Here is a 13900-nt window from a genome sequence, read left to right as displayed (position 1 = left end):
CACTCACACGTCGACCAGCGCCGAAACGGGTCACTCGGCTGCGGCGACGGTCGTGGTCTTCTCCGGCTGTGAGTCGCCCGACGCAGCACCGCGCTTGGCGCTGCCGCGACGACGACGACGTCGACGCGGGCGCTCACCGCCGGCGGAATCGCTACCGTCGGCCGCACCGGCCCCCGCGTCTGTGGTGTTCTTGCCCGACGTCTGATTGTCGGCGGCGTCGTCCGAGGACCGCGCCGCTCCGTCGGAGGACTTGCCGCCGCGGGTACGTCGACGCACCCGGTTCGACTTCGGACGCTGCGACCTACTCGTGCGCTCCTCGCGCTCACCGGATGGCTTCGGCGTGGCGATTCGTCCGGTGGCCGAGTCCGGGATCGAGAGCTCTTCGCGCAGATGCTCCGAGGTCGAGTAGGTCTCCACCGGCGTCGGCACATCGAGACCCAGCGCCGAGTTGATCAGCTCCCAGCGATGCAGCTCATCCCAGTCGACCAGGGTGATCGCGATGCCGGTCCGGCCGGCACGTCCGGTGCGGCCGATGCGGTGCACGTAGGTCTTGTCGTCCTCCGGGCACTGATAGTTGATGACGTGGGTGACATCCTCCACGTCGATGCCGCGGGCTGCGACGTCGGTGGCCACGAGCACGTTGATGTCACCGTTGCGGAAACGCTTGAGTGCTTTCTCGCGCGCGACCTGTCCGAGGTCACCATGTACCGCGCCGACGGAGAAACCGCGTTCGGCGAGGTCGTCGGCGACCTTCTGTGCCGTGCGCTTGGTGCGGGTGAAGATCATCGTGGCGCCCCGGCCCTCGGCCTGCAGAATGCGTGCGACCAGTTCGGCCTTGTCGAGTGCGTGGGCGCGGTAGATGAACTGCGTGGTCCGCTCGTGGACGGCCGAGTCATTGGCGTGTTCGGCGCGGATGTGGGTCGGGCGGTGCAGGAACGTGCGGGCCAAGGTGACGATCGGACCCGGCATGGTGGCCGAGAAGAGCATGGTCTGTCGGGGTGTGGGCAGGGCTGCCATGATGCGTTCGATATCGGGCAGGAACCCGAGGTCGAGCATCTCGTCGGCCTCGTCGAGCACCAGCACGCCGACCTTGCCGAGGATGAGGTGGCCCTGCTGGGCGAGATCGAGCAGGCGGCCGGGAGTGCCGACGACCAAGTCGACGCCCGACTTGAGGTCGGCGATCTGCGACTCGTAGGGGCGCCCGCCGTAGATCGAGGTGATCTTGAGCGGACGGGTGGTGCCGTCGGCGAGGGTGACGTCGAGCTTCTTGGCCGCGACCTCGAGGTCGCCGGTCACCTGCAGACACAGCTCGCGGGTCGGCACGATGACCAGGGCGCGCGGAGTGTTGTCGAGTGGACGGAGACCCGATGCCTCGGCAGTCGCGAGACGATGCATCATCGGTACGCCGAATCCGTAGGTCTTACCCATGCCGGTACGGGCCTGACCGATCAGGTCGTCCCCGGACAGGGCCAGGGGAAGCGTCAGCTCCTGGATCGCGAAGGTATGTGTCTTGCCGTCGTCAGCGAGTGCCTCGACGATGCTGTCGTGCACGCCGAGTTCGGCGAAGGTGGGGGAGGTGTGGGTTTCGTCGACGATCGTCGTCTGGACGTCGTCACGGGAGTTGGTCCCGGTGGTATCGCTCATGTGAGGTTGTATGCCTTTCTGCATTTCCCGCACGCACGAAAGGCACCACAGTGGGGTCGAGCGGCCTGCGCCGGAAGGGCCCTGGTCGGGCCGCGTCGGTGGGTCCGGGACGGACCGCGCAAACCGCGCTCGGTGACTGTGTGGTGGCTCCGCTCGGGCAGTGTCACCCGGCGACCAGTGCGCGCACATTGTCCGGTGACCGCGCGATGAAAAGGGCCGCTCCGCCCGGCCGTGATGAGTCGTTGCCGGTCGGTTCGCCACCGAATCGTCATGATCGCGTCAGTGCACCGTTGTCCAGTGTACTTGGTGAACGTCGAGAGCCCGCATACCATCACCAGCATGTCGACTGCGCCGCACCCATCCGGAGTTTCCCCCGATCCCACAGATACCGCTGCGACCAGCGACGATGGCGGTGCCATCGGCAAGTTGTTCGCCGTCTTGCTGGCCGGTGAATACGCGGCTTTCTATCGCCTCATCGACGAGTCCCGGATGGCACCCGACGTCGCGAGCAAGGTGGCCATCGCCCGGATGGCGGCGTCGGAGATCAATCACTACGACACGTTGGCCGAGCAGGTCTGTGCGCGCGGCATCGACCCGATCGCGGCGGTCGAGCGTTACCGATCGATCTTTGACGACTACCACCGTGTTACCACTCCGAAGACCTGGTATGAGGCGCTGGTGAAGGCGTATGTGGGCGACGGGCTCGCGGCCGACTTCTACACCGAGGTCTCGGGGGTTCTGCCCGCCGATGCGCAGACCGTCATCCGCGAGGTGATGGCCGAGACGGCCAACTCCCGGTTCGCGCGCGACCAGGTCGCGGCCGCCGTCGCCGCCGACCCGTCATTGAGATCGCCGCTGATCCTGTGGGGCCGGAGATTGCTCGGCGAGGCCGTCACGCACGCCCAGTGGGTGCTCGCTGCCGAGGAGGAGGTCACCGACCTGCTGTTCGCCGGTTCGGCATCGCTTCAGGGTATTGCCGGATTCTTCGATGCGATCACCGCCGACCACGCCACCCGGATGGCCGAACTCGGTCTCGGTGGATAGGTCGGGTGGGGTCGAGGCTTCGCGTGTTGCGCTGTGAGCGGAGCCGATGTCGTCGGCGATCGGGTCTGATCTAGCCTGGATCAGCAGACAGTTGAGTGCCGTGTGCGCGGTTGGCCGCGACGCGGCGGATGACCTTCGGAAGGGTGGCCATGGCCGTTGAAGTGAAGATCGGAATCACCGACAGTCCTCGTGAGCTGTCCATCCAGACCACGCTCACCAGTGACAAGGCGTACTCGGAGGTCGAGGCGGCGCTGTCGGGTTCCGGACAACTGCTCGCGCTCACCGACGACAAGGGCGCGCGCTTCCTGGTGCCGGTGACGAAAATCGCCTACGTCGAGGTGGGCAGTACCGAGAACCGGCGGGTGGGCTTCGTCGCCTCCTGACCCATCGGCTCCGATGTACGGCCGCTGTCGATGAGTGTCGACGGCGGCCGAAGTCGTTTCCGCAGCCGGCTCCGGGGAGAGCGCGGCGGTATCGAGCGCTTCTCGGAGCTTCTCAGGCCAGGTCGTCGGAGTCGTCGTCGCCCGTCCCGATGCCCTGCAACGGCACGTGGGACAGCCCGCCCCACAACAGGGCGACCGTGGTGTCCACCGCGGCCCGCTTGTCGACCGGGCGTTTTGCCTCGAGCCAGTAGCGGGCGTTGACCTGGCTTGCGCCGACCAGCCCCGCAGCGAGCATCCGCGAGCGGTACGGGTCGAGGCCGGAGTCGTGCATGACCAGCCCGTAGACCGCGTCGACGCATGCCTCGGTGGCTCCCTCCACCCGCCGGATCACAGCGGGATCCTTGGCGTCGGAGGAGAAGATGAGCCGGTAGCCGGAGTTGTCCTGGTCGATGAAGTCAAAGAATGCCTCCACCGCGGCACGCACGCGCTGCTTGTTGTCGGTCGTGGTCAGCAGCGCGCGGTTGACGTCGCTGACGAGCTTCTCGGCGTGGGAGTCGACGACGGCGATGTAGAGGTCCAGTTTCGACGGGAAGTGCTGATACAGCACCGGCTTGCTGACTCCGGCATGCACGGCGATCTCGTCCATGCCCGCAGAGTGGTAGCCGCGCTCCACAAAGATCTCGCTCGCTGCATCGAGCAGCTGCATACGCCGGGCACTGCGCGGCAGTCGGGTGTTGCGCGCGGCACCGTTCGACGGGTTTGTGGTGGTCGACATGGGTAGAGCGTACTCGGCGACGATGCCGGGTCCCGTGGCCGCACGGCCCCATCGCGACACACCGTTCCACGCCTGCGCGTTTACCTGTGAGAAGGTTGAGCTGTGAGTCACCCAGGAGGCGGGCCGAACTCGCCGTACCCCGGGGCCGGAGGGCCCGGCGCGACCGGTGGGGGGATCGGGGCCGGGCGGACAACCGGCACGACCACGGGCATGCGCACCGGTGCCGGGTCGTCGGCGGAGCCCCCGCGGGCCAGACCGAAGCCGGACCAACCACTGCGTGCCCGGTGGGATCCCACCGACGACAGCGGACGGATCCGGGTCGATCGCGATGCTCAGCCCGAGCGCAAGAAACAGAGCGCATTGGGTCGGTTCGTCGCCACCTATGGGTGGCGCGCCTATGCCATCCCGGTCTTGATCGTGCTGACCGTCGTGCTCATCGTGGTCACCGTGCGGTCCGCCGACGACACCGCCTTCGTGCCCGCCGCGGACGTCAACCCCGATGCGGCCTCACGCAACACCGACGTGAGCAAGGAGACCGGGCCGATCGGTGCCCCGACCGGAACCATCCAACCCGAGGCATTGCCCGCCGGGACACTGCCCGCCGGCGGGCCGTACACCGAAAAGGGGCGTGAGGTCTACCACGTGGTGCCCGGGGCCGGCAAGCAGGTCGGCACCGGCGGCGAGGTCTACACCTACACCGTCGAGGTCGAGAACGGCATCAACGCGCAGGACTTCGGCGGCGATCGGTCGTTCGCGAAGATGGTCGACGCGACCCTGGCGAATCCGCGCAGTTGGATCGGGGACGGGAAGGTCAGCTTCCGACGCATTGACTCCGGTGAGCCGGACCTGCGCATCACGCTGGCATCGCCGGCCACGACACGTGAGTTGTGCGGCTACCAGATCCAGCTGGAGACGTCGTGCTTCTATCCGCCGGAGGAGCGGGTGACGCTCAACGAGGCGCGCTGGGTACGTGGTGCCATCTCATATCAGGGTGACGACCTTCTCTACCGGCAGTACCTGATCAACCACGAGACAGGGCACGGCATCGGGTACGAGGCGCATGAACCGTGTAAAGAGAACGGCGCGCTGGCGCCGGTGATGATGCAGCAGTCGTTCGGGGTGGCCAACAGCGAGATCATGGCGCTCGACCCCGATATGCAGGCGAATCGCAGCTATGTGTGCAAGCCGAATCCGTGGCCGTTCCCCGACCTGTGATGCGGCCATCCGTGGCTGCGGAATGACCGTGCCGCCGCGGCTGTTGTGATCAGCAGACCGCTCTCGAACAACGACGTAGGAGGAGGCGCCCGTGTCGTCCTTGCCCCCGCTGGTGGAACCTGCAGCGGAACTGTCCAACGAAGAGGTGGCCCGATACAGCCGCCACCTGATCATCCCGGATGTGGGGATGGACGGCCAGAAGCGGTTGAAGAATGCCAAGGTGCTGGTGATCGGCGCGGGTGGTTTGGGATCACCCACGCTGCTGTACCTGGCTGCCGCGGGTGTCGGCACCATCGGCATCGTCGAGTTCGACGTGGTCGACGAGTCCAATCTGCAGCGTCAGGTCATCCACGGACAGTCCGACATCGGCCGGCCCAAAGCAGAGAGCGCCCGCGACTCCATCCTCGAGATCAACCCGTTCGTCACGGTCAACCTGCACGACGAGCGCCTGGAACCCGAAGGCGCCATCGAACTGTTCTCCCAGTACGACCTGATCCTCGACGGCACCGACAACTTCGCGACGCGTTACCTCGTCAACGATGCCGCCGTGCTCGCGCACAAGCCGTACGTGTGGGGGTCGATCTACCGGTTCGAGGGTCAGGCGTCGGTGTTCTGGGAGGACGCGCCGGACGGGCGCGGCCTCAACTACCGAGATCTGTATCCGCAGGCGCCGCCGCCCGGCATGGTGCCCTCGTGCGCCGAGGGCGGTGTGCTCGGCATTCTGTGCGCCTCGATCGGATCGATCATGGGTACCGAGGCGATCAAGTTGATCTGTGGCATCGGTGAACCGCTGCTGGGTCGCCTGATGGTCTACGACGCCCTGGACATGAGCTACCGCACCATCAAGATCCGCAAGGACCCCGAGGGTGAGCGGGTCACCGAGCTCATCGACTACGACGACTTCTGCGGGGTGGTCTCCGATGAGGCCGCCGATGCCGTGGACGGTTCGACGCTGACCGCCGCAGAGCTCAAGGAGAAGATCGACGCCGGCGATCGTGTCGCTCTCATCGATGTCCGGGAGCCGGTGGAGTGGGACATCGTCCACATCGACGGTGCCACGCTCATCCCCAAGGACGAGATCCTGTCCGGTGTCGGACTCGCCAAGTTGCCGCAGGATCGCCCAACGGTGCTCTACTGCAAGACCGGTGTTCGCTCGGCAGAAGCGCTCGCCGCGCTCAAGCGCGCAGGGTTCGCCGATGCCACGCACTTGCAGGGCGGGGTCACCGCGTGGGCCAACCAGGTGGACAAGACGCTGCCGGTCTACTGATCGGGCGCGTTCATGTGGTCCGGGACTTGATTGCAGACCAGATGCCCGCGTCGTTGCCGCATTCTGCCTGCATCGCTCGGTAATCTCTGCAGATGTGAACACCGTCGAGCCGCCCGAACACGTGCTGAACACGTTCGGGCTGACCGCACATCCGCCGATTCAGATGGGCGATTCCTGGGTCGGCGGTTGGCGGGTCGGTGAAGTCGTCTTGTCCTTGGTGCCCGACCACGCGCGGGCCGCATGGTCGGCGTCGGTCCGTGAATCGCTCTACGTCGAGGGGTTGCGGATCGCGCGACCGTTCCGCGCCACCGACGGCCGATATGTTGTGTCCGGGTGGCGAGCGGATACCTATATCGCCGGTGCGCCAGAGCCGCGGCACGACGAGGTCGTCCTGGTGGCCGATCGCCTGCATGCGGCCACCGCAACGCTGGACCGGCCACGGTTCCTGTTGCAATCGCCGGCGCCGCCGCATACCGACGTCGACGTGTTCACCGCCGCCGATCGTGCGGCGTGGGAGGACGTCCCGTTGCGCACGGCCCGGGCGGCCGGCATGGGGGAGCCGACGTCGCCGGATGGTGCGCAGAGCGTCGAGATGCTGAAAACCCTTGCCACCCTTCGTAAGAACGTGTCGCTGCAGTCGCAAGTGGTGCACGGTGACCTTTTCGGCACCGTCCTGTTCGCCGGTGCCGCCGCGCCGGGCATCACCGACATCGTGCCGTACTGGCGGCCCGCGTCGTGGGCGTCAGCGGTGGTTGTGGTGGATTCGCTCGCCTGGGGTGGCGCTGACGACGACCTCGTGCGACGCTGGGCGGATCAGCCGGAATGGCCGCAGATGATGCTGCGGGCAACCATGTTCCGTCTGGCGGTCCACGCGTTACATCCGCGTGCCACCGCCGGCGCACTACCCGGGCTGCAGCGGGTCGTCGATCTCGTGCGCTTGATGCTGTAGGCGCAGGTCAGAGTCTTCTGGTCCTTCTCACACGCGCGCCCTCGCGATGTGAGCACAACGTGACTCTTCGGTCACGCGAGGGAAAATCCCGGCAACACACGCTGCCTAACTTTGAGTCCAATCGTCCGACAGAGTCGTCGGTCACTGCGTCCACAACAACGATTGGATGACTCATGCCCGTACTTCCCGCATCCGTGCGGACCGCGCTCGCGCGTGACCACCGGATCACCGACTGGGATCCCGAGGACCGCACTGCCTGGGACAACGGCAACGCCGCCATCGCCAAGCGAAACCTGGTGTGGTCGGTGATCTGCGAGCACGTCGGCTTCTCGGTGTGGTCGCTGTTCTCGGTGATGGCCCTGTTCATGGGACCGGAGTATGGCATCAGCCTCGATCAGAAGTTCATCATCGCGGCGACCGCCACTTTCGTCGGCTCCTGCCTGCGCATTCCCTACACCCAGGCGACCGCGCGGTTCGGTGGCCGCAACTGGGCGATCTTCAGCGCCATCGTGCTGCTGATCCCGACGGCGCTGACCATGATGCTGATGATGAACCCGGGCGAGTTCGGATTCGGCTGGTTCCTCGGCGTCGCCGCACTGACCGGTTTCGGTGGCGGCAACTTCGCCTCGTCGATGACCAACATCAACGCCTTCTATCCGCAGCGGCTCAAGGGCTGGGCGCTGGGTCTCAACGCCGGCGGCGGCAACATCGGTGTGCCGGTGGTGCAGCTCATCGGCCTCGCGGTCATCTGGCTCGCCTCCGATCAGCCTGAGATCGTCTGTGCCATCTATCTGGTGGCTCTCGCCGTGGCCGGTGTCGGCGCGGCGATCTACATGGACAACCTCGATCACCAGACTTCCAGCGGCCGCGCGATGATCGACTGCCTCCGGCACAAGGACACCTGGCTGATCTGCCTGCTCTACATCGGCACCTTCGGATCGTTCATCGGTTTCGGATTTGCTTTCGCGCAGGTCCTCAACATCAGCTTCACCGAGGCCGGCGCCGAGAAGCCCGCGCTGGCCGCCGCCACGATCGCCTGGATCGGGCCGCTGCTCGGCTCTGTGTCGCGCCCCTACGGCGGCAAACTCGCCGACCGCGTCGGCGGCGGCAAGGTGACGCTGTACTGCTTTGCCGCGATGACGCTGTCCGCCGCGATCCTGGTCATCGCCGGTACCGTCGCCGACAGCAATGGTCAGATCAGCGGGGGTGTGCTCAGCGCATTCGTCGTCGGCTTCATCCTGCTGTTCCTGCTCTCGGGAATCTCAAACGGTTCGGTCTACAAGATCATCCCGACCATCTGGGAGAACAAGTCCAAGGAGCTCACCGGCCTGAACGCGTTGGGCAAGACCAAGTGGTCGCGCAGCATGTCCGGCGCCCTCATCGGCATCGCCGGTGCGGCAGGCGGTCTCGGTGGCGTCGGCATCAACCTGGTGCTGCGGGCGAGTTATCAGTCGAATCAGTCGGCGACCGTTGCCTTTTGGATCTTCATGGGCTTCTACGTTCTCGCTGGAGTCATCACCTACGTGTTCTACGTCCGACGTCCGATGGTGATCAGCGAGACCACCGATCTGCAGGTCGCCGCCGACACGGTCGGTGCCGGCGAGACGACAGACGGCTCCGGGCCCGCCGACAAGGCGATGGCCTGAGCCAGACCAGCTCAGAATCAACAAGGAGTAACCAGTGACCAGCGAATCCAAGACCGTAGTCGTGGTCGGCCACGGCATGGTGGGTCACCGCTTCGTGCAGACCCTCCGTACCCGCGACATCAACGACACCTGGCGGATCGAAGTTGTTTCCGAAGAGGCCGATCCCGCCTACGACCGCGTCGGACTGTCCTCGTATGTCGGTGCCTGGCAGCGGGATTCGCTGGCACTGGATGGCAACACCTACGCGGGTGACGATCACGTCGTGACCCACCTGGGTGAAGTCGTGACCGACGTCGACCGCGCGGGCCGGCGGGTGGTGACGTCGGTGGGACGGGAAATCGACTATGACGCTCTCGTGCTTGCCACCGGGTCATATGCCTTCGTCCCGCCGGTTCCCGGACACGACAACGACAAATGTTTCGTCTATCGCACGCTCGATGATCTGGACGCCATCCGGGCGGCCGCCGAGGCAGCCGGACCGGGTGCGCCCGGCATCGTCGTGGGCGGCGGTCTGTTGGGACTGGAGGCGGCCAATGCGCTGAAGCTGATGGGGATGACCCCCCATGTGGTGGAGTTCGCGCCACGGTTGATGCCCATGCAGGTCGACGACGGGGGCGGGTCGGTCCTGGAGAACCTGGTGACCGACCTGGGGTTGACTGTGCACACCGGCGTCGGAACGGCCGACATCGCCGATTCCGACTCCGGCGGGCTCACCGTGACGCTCAGCGACGACAGCGAGATCGATGCCGCCCTGGTCGTGTTCTCGGCGGGCGTGCGGCCGCGCGACCAGGTGGCCCGCGACGCCGGTCTTGCGGTCGGCGAACGTGGCGGCGTGCTGGTCGACACCTCATGCCGAACCGATGATCCCGACGTGTACGCGATCGGGGAGGTCGCCGCAGTCGAGGGTCGTTGCTACGGGCTCGTCGCGCCCGGATACAGCACCGCCGAGGTGGTGGCCGACCAACTCCTCGGGCAGCAGTCCACTTTCCCCGGTGCGGACATGTCGACCAAGCTCAAATTGCTCGGTGTCGACGTGGCCAGCTTCGGTGACGCCATGGCGACCACCGAGAACGCGCTGGAGATCGTCTACCACGACCCCGTTGCCGGGCGGTACGCGAAAGTGGTGGTCTCCGACGACGCCAAGACACTGCTCGGCGGCATCCTCGTGGGTGATGCGTCGGCATACGCGCTGCTCAAACCGATGGTGGGCAGCGAGATCCCGGGTGACCCGGCTGCGCTGATCGCGCCGGCCTCGGGTCCCGCGGTCGGCGTGGACGCGCTGCCCGACGAGGCCGAGATCTGTTCGTGTAACGGCGTTTCCAAGGGAACCATCTGCTCGGCGATCGCCGACGGCGCCTGCGAGATCGCCGACATCAAGAAGACCACCTGCGCCGGAACCACCTGCGGTGGCTGTCTGCCCAGCGTCAAGTCGCTACTGGCGGCCTCTGGTGTGGAACTGTCCAAGGCCCTGTGCGAGCACTTCGAGCAGTCGCGCGCCGAACTGTACGAGATCATCTCGGTCACCGGTATCCGCACGTTCTCCGAGATCATCGACCGCTACGGCAGCGGTCAAGGCTGCGACATCTGCAAGCCGACGGTGGCGTCCATCCTGGCCTCCACGTCGAGCGACCACATCCTCGACGGCGAGCAGGCGTCCCTGCAGGACACCAACGACCACTTCCTCGCCAACATGCAGAAGAACGGCTCCTACTCGGTCGTCCCGCGCATGCCGGGCGGGGAGGTGACCCCCGAACAGCTCATCGTGATCGGTGAGATCGCCCGTGACTTCGGTCTGTACACCAAGATCACCGGTGGTCAGCGCATCGACCTCTTCGGCGCCCGCGTCGACCAGCTCCCGGAGATCTGGCGTCGCCTCGTCGACGCCGGCATGGAATCCGGGCACGCCTACGGCAAGAGCCTGCGCACGGTGAAGAGCTGCGTCGGGTCCACCTGGTGCCGCTACGGTGTGCAGGATTCCGTCGGCATGGCCGTCTTTCTGGAGAAGCGCTACCGGGGCCTGCGGTCGCCGCACAAACTGAAGTTCGGTGTGTCGGGCTGTGCCCGCGAATGCGCCGAGGCGCGGGGCAAGGATGTCGGTGTCATCGCCACCGAGAACGGGTGGAACCTCTACGTGGCCGGTAACGGCGGACAGAGCCCGAAACACGCCCAACTGCTGGCCAGCGGAGTGGATGACCAGACGCTGGTCGCCTACATTGATCGATACCTGATGTTCTATATCCGCACCGCCGATCGCCTGCAGCGTACCGCGCCGTGGCTGGAGGCGATGGAGGGCGGACTCGATCATCTGAAGGCGGTGGTCTGCGACGACAGCCTGGGTCTCGCGGCCGATCTCGAAGCGGCCATGGAACGCCACGTCGAGGGCTACCGCGACGAGTGGGCTGCGGTACTCGAGGACGAGGATAAGCTCAAGCGCTTCGTCTCGTTCGTCAACGCACCGGAGGTGGTCGATCCGACGATCCAGTTCACCGACACCGACGTCGAGCGCAAGATCCCGGTGCTGCTCGACATGCCGTCGATGCCCGGCCGCGTCGACACCGAGTCCGCCACCAACGACGCAACAGAACGTGAAGGAGTGCCGACATGACAGTCGCTGCGCGATCGACGGCGAACCAACCCGCTGACCCGACCACGCATGCCGAGGCCGTACCCGGACAGTGGATCCGTGCGTGCGCCCTGGCCGATCTCGCCATCGGACGAGGGGCCGGTGTGTTGGGTCCCGACTTCGAGCAGGCCGCGCTCTTCCGCATCCCTGCGGTGGAGACCGACCGAGAAGCGGTGGTGGGACGGACCCGGCTGTACGCCATCGGCAACATCGACCCGTTCGCACGCGCAGCGGTGCTGTCCCGCGGCGTCACCGGCGACCGCGGCGGCGAGCCGACCGTTGCCAGCCCGCTGGGCAAGCAGGTGTTCTCGCTGCGCTCCGGCATCTGCCTCGACGACGAAGCGATGTCGGTGCCCAGCTACGCCGTACGGGTGGTCGACGACATTGTCGAGGTGTACTTCCAGCGCCGATGAGCAACAGCAAAGACACGGCCCTCGCCGACGACGCCGAGGCCCTACCACTGGCCGGATTCACCATCGGGATCACCGCGGCGCGGCGCGCCGAGGAATTCGCTGCGCTGCTCGAACGCCGGGGTGCCGAGGTGATGGCCGCTCCGACGATCCGGATCCTGCCGCTCGTCGACGACACCGAACTCGAGCAGGTGACCGAGACGATCATTGCCGATCCACCGGAACTGATGGTCGCCACCACGGGTATCGGCTTTCGTGGCTGGGTGGAGGCCGCCGACGGCTGGGGCGGGGCCGAGCCGCTGATCACCGCGTTGGGAAAGAGTCGGCTCATCGCCCGTGGACCGAAGGCCAAGGGCGCGATACGGGCGGCCGGGTTGCGCGAAGAGTGGTCTCCGGGAAGCGAGTCGTCGTCGGAGGTGCTCGACCGGTTGCTGGACGAGGGGGTCGAGGGCGTGCGGATCGCGGTCCAGTTACACGGTGCGACCACCGAATGGGAGCCCTTGCCGGACTTCTGCGCAGTGCTGCGTGCCGCTGGCGCCCAGGTGCTACCGATCCCGGTGTATCGCTGGAACATGCATCCCGACGTCGATCGGATCGATCGCATGATCGGCGCAGTGGTACGCGGCGATCTCGACGCGATCACCTTCACCAGCGCGCCGGCCGCGGCGTCGATCCTCACGCGCGCCAAAGAACTCGGCAAGCTGCCGCAGTTCGTGCACGCGATGCGGACGGCGGTGCCGGTGATGTGCGTGGGTTCGGTCACCGCCGGTCCGTTGGAGGCGTTGCAGATCCCGACCAGTTATCCGAAACGGTATCGACTCGGCGCCTTGGTGCGGTTGATCACCGACGAGTTGCCCCGGAGAAGTCACAACTTGCGAGTTCACGGTCACGACACCGCCATCCGCGGTCAGGCGGTGATCGTCGACGGCGCGCTGCGTGATATGTCGGCGACCAGTTTGATCATGCTCAAGGCACTCGCTGCCTCACCCGGTCGGGTGGTCTCGCGCCACGAGCTGCTGGCCGGACTGCCCGGCGACAGCTCCGACACCCACGCCGTGGAAGTGGCAGTGGCCCGGCTGCGCAATGCACTGGGTGATCCGAAGATGATCCAGACCGTGGTCAAGCGGGGATATCGACTCGCTGTCGACCTGGAATACGAGGGGGAAGAGGACGGGGAATGAGGCATCGACACACTCGTCAGTACCTGCCGTTCGGCGACCGGCTGCGTGACGTCAGCCCGGTGCTGGTCGCTCACGGCACCCGAAATCCGCACGGCGTCAGCGTGATCGCGGAGATCGCCGAGGCCGTCGGAAAGCAGGTGGGTACCACCCGCACCGCCTTCGTCGACGTGCTCGGCCCCACCCCGGCCGAGGTCATCGCCGATGTCGACCGCCCGGCGGTGTTGGTACCGGCGTTCCTGGCGTCGGGGTATCACGTCCGCAAGGATCTGCCGCAGCATGTCGAGGCAGCGGGGCGTTGCGACACGATCGTCACCCGGGCGCTCGGGCCGGATCCGGCCATCGCCGATGTGGCCCGCCTGCGGCTCGTCGAGGCCGGTTGGGAGCCGGGTGACTCGGTGGTGCTGGCCGCGGCCGGCTCGTCTGACGAGAGCGCTTGCGGCCAAGTGCATCTCGCTGCCCGGCAGCTGGAGTCGATCATCGGCGGACGTGTCGAAGTGGGCTTCATCACCACCGCGACGCCGTCGGTTCCCGAAGCTGTCGAACGGGCATCGCGGAACGGACGCCGCGTGGCCATCGCGAGTTATCTGCTGGCGCCTGGGTTGTTCCATCAGCGACTGCACACCTACGGTGCCGATGTCGTCGCCGATCCGCTCGGAGCCGATCAGCGCATCGTGGACCTCATCGTCACGCGCATGCGCGCCGCGATCAGCCCATACCGTCGTCAGGCGCCGGTCAGCGGCTGACCCCAATGGCGACCTCCGGT

12 protein-coding genes are annotated in these 13900 nt (G+C 66.5%); 10 read left to right on the top strand and 2 right to left on the bottom strand.

What is annotated here, in order from left to right; all coding sequences use genetic code 11:
* Positions 1-30: 30 nt before the first annotated feature.
* Positions 31-1644, bottom strand: a complete 1614-nt coding sequence (locus ACIGKQ_RS07170) for a DEAD/DEAH box helicase (protein ID WP_396572940.1) — start codon at positions 1642-1644, stop codon at positions 31-33.
* Between the two features lie 339 nt (positions 1645-1983).
* Between ACIGKQ_RS07170 and ACIGKQ_RS07165 the strand changes: the two genes are divergently transcribed.
* A complete protein-coding gene (locus tag ACIGKQ_RS07165; protein ID WP_396572938.1) occupies positions 1984-2688 on the top strand; it encodes a ferritin-like fold-containing protein in 705 nt (234 codons plus the stop codon).
* Positions 2689-2837: 149 nt separating this feature from the next.
* A complete protein-coding gene (locus ACIGKQ_RS07160) occupies positions 2838-3071 on the top strand; it encodes a DUF3107 domain-containing protein (RefSeq protein ID WP_235724600.1) in 234 nt (77 codons plus the stop codon).
* Positions 3072-3183: 112 nt separating this feature from the next.
* On the opposite strand, the gene ACIGKQ_RS07155 is transcribed toward ACIGKQ_RS07160, so the two are convergent.
* Positions 3184-3846, bottom strand: coding sequence for a TetR/AcrR family transcriptional regulator (locus tag ACIGKQ_RS07155; RefSeq protein ID WP_235724599.1), 663 nt, complete (start codon positions 3844-3846; stop codon positions 3184-3186).
* 210 nt (positions 3847-4056) lie between these two features.
* Between ACIGKQ_RS07155 and ACIGKQ_RS07150 the strand changes: the two genes are divergently transcribed.
* The 8 genes from ACIGKQ_RS07150 (at position 4057) to ACIGKQ_RS07115 (ending at position 13880) form a co-directional block, all read left to right on the top strand.
* Positions 4057-5061 carry a DUF3152 domain-containing protein gene (locus ACIGKQ_RS07150; protein ID WP_235724627.1) on the top strand — a complete coding sequence of 335 codons (1005 nt, stop codon included), beginning with the start codon at positions 4057-4059 and terminating at the stop codon, positions 5059-5061.
* Between the two features lie 91 nt (positions 5062-5152).
* Positions 5153-6328: an adenylyltransferase/sulfurtransferase MoeZ gene (gene moeZ / locus ACIGKQ_RS07145; RefSeq protein WP_235724598.1), complete on the top strand. Its 1176-nt coding sequence runs from the start codon at positions 5153-5155 to the stop codon at positions 6326-6328.
* Positions 6329-6422: 94 nt separating this feature from the next.
* Positions 6423-7277 carry a TIGR02569 family protein gene (locus ACIGKQ_RS07140; protein ID WP_235724597.1) on the top strand — a complete coding sequence of 285 codons (855 nt, stop codon included), beginning with the start codon at positions 6423-6425 and terminating at the stop codon, positions 7275-7277.
* 173 nt (positions 7278-7450) lie between these two features.
* Positions 7451-8923 (top strand): NarK/NasA family nitrate transporter, encoded by a 1473-nt coding sequence (locus ACIGKQ_RS07135; protein WP_235724596.1) that lies wholly within the window; start codon positions 7451-7453, stop codon positions 8921-8923.
* A gap of 34 nt (positions 8924-8957) precedes the next feature.
* Positions 8958-11528, top strand: a complete 2571-nt coding sequence (gene nirB, locus ACIGKQ_RS07130) for a nitrite reductase large subunit NirB (protein WP_396572936.1) — start codon at positions 8958-8960, stop codon at positions 11526-11528.
* Positions 11525-11959 (top strand): nitrite reductase small subunit NirD, encoded by a 435-nt coding sequence (gene nirD, locus ACIGKQ_RS07125; protein ID WP_235724594.1) that lies wholly within the window; start codon positions 11525-11527, stop codon positions 11957-11959. Before nirB ends, nirD begins: the two co-directional genes overlap by 4 nt.
* On the top strand, positions 11956-13137 hold the full coding sequence (locus ACIGKQ_RS07120) for a uroporphyrinogen-III synthase (RefSeq protein ID WP_235724593.1): 1182 nt from the start codon (positions 11956-11958) through the stop codon (positions 13135-13137). Before nirD ends, ACIGKQ_RS07120 begins: the two co-directional genes overlap by 4 nt.
* Positions 13134-13880 (top strand): sirohydrochlorin chelatase, encoded by a 747-nt coding sequence (locus ACIGKQ_RS07115; RefSeq protein WP_235724592.1) that lies wholly within the window; start codon positions 13134-13136, stop codon positions 13878-13880. The genes ACIGKQ_RS07120 and ACIGKQ_RS07115 overlap by 4 nt, the downstream gene beginning before the upstream one ends.
* The last annotated feature ends 20 nt before the right edge of the window (positions 13881-13900 follow it).

This window comes from Gordonia sp. NPDC062954 (genome assembly GCF_044543825.1).
In the GTDB taxonomy this organism is placed as follows: Bacteria; Actinomycetota; Actinomycetes; order Mycobacteriales; family Mycobacteriaceae; genus Gordonia; species Gordonia tangerina.
The sequence above is the reverse complement of the archived record's forward strand: the minus strand, read 5'-3'. Positions and strand labels throughout refer to the sequence as shown.

Bases quoted from the DNA above. Each gene is read 5' to 3' on its own strand.
- nirD (WP_235724594.1), top strand. From the start codon at position 11,525: ATGACAGTCGCTGCGCGATCGACGGCGAACCAACCCGCTGACCCGACC.
- ACIGKQ_RS07165 (WP_396572938.1), top strand. From the start codon at position 1,984: ATGTCGACTGCGCCGCACCCATCCGGAGTTTCCCCCGATCCCACAGAT.
- ACIGKQ_RS07160 (WP_235724600.1), top strand. From the start codon at position 2,838: ATGGCCGTTGAAGTGAAGATCGGAATCACCGACAGTCCTCGTGAGCTG.
- ACIGKQ_RS07150 (WP_235724627.1), top strand. From the start codon at position 4,057: ATGCGCACCGGTGCCGGGTCGTCGGCGGAGCCCCCGCGGGCCAGACCG.
- ACIGKQ_RS07120 (WP_235724593.1), top strand. From the start codon at position 11,956: ATGAGCAACAGCAAAGACACGGCCCTCGCCGACGACGCCGAGGCCCTA.
- ACIGKQ_RS07170 (WP_396572940.1), bottom strand. From the start codon at position 1,644: ATGAGCGATACCACCGGGACCAACTCCCGTGACGACGTCCAGACGACG.
- ACIGKQ_RS07135 (WP_235724596.1), top strand. From the start codon at position 7,451: ATGCCCGTACTTCCCGCATCCGTGCGGACCGCGCTCGCGCGTGACCAC.
- ACIGKQ_RS07115 (WP_235724592.1), top strand. From the start codon at position 13,134: ATGAGGCATCGACACACTCGTCAGTACCTGCCGTTCGGCGACCGGCTG.
- ACIGKQ_RS07155 (WP_235724599.1), bottom strand. From the start codon at position 3,846: ATGTCGACCACCACAAACCCGTCGAACGGTGCCGCGCGCAACACCCGA.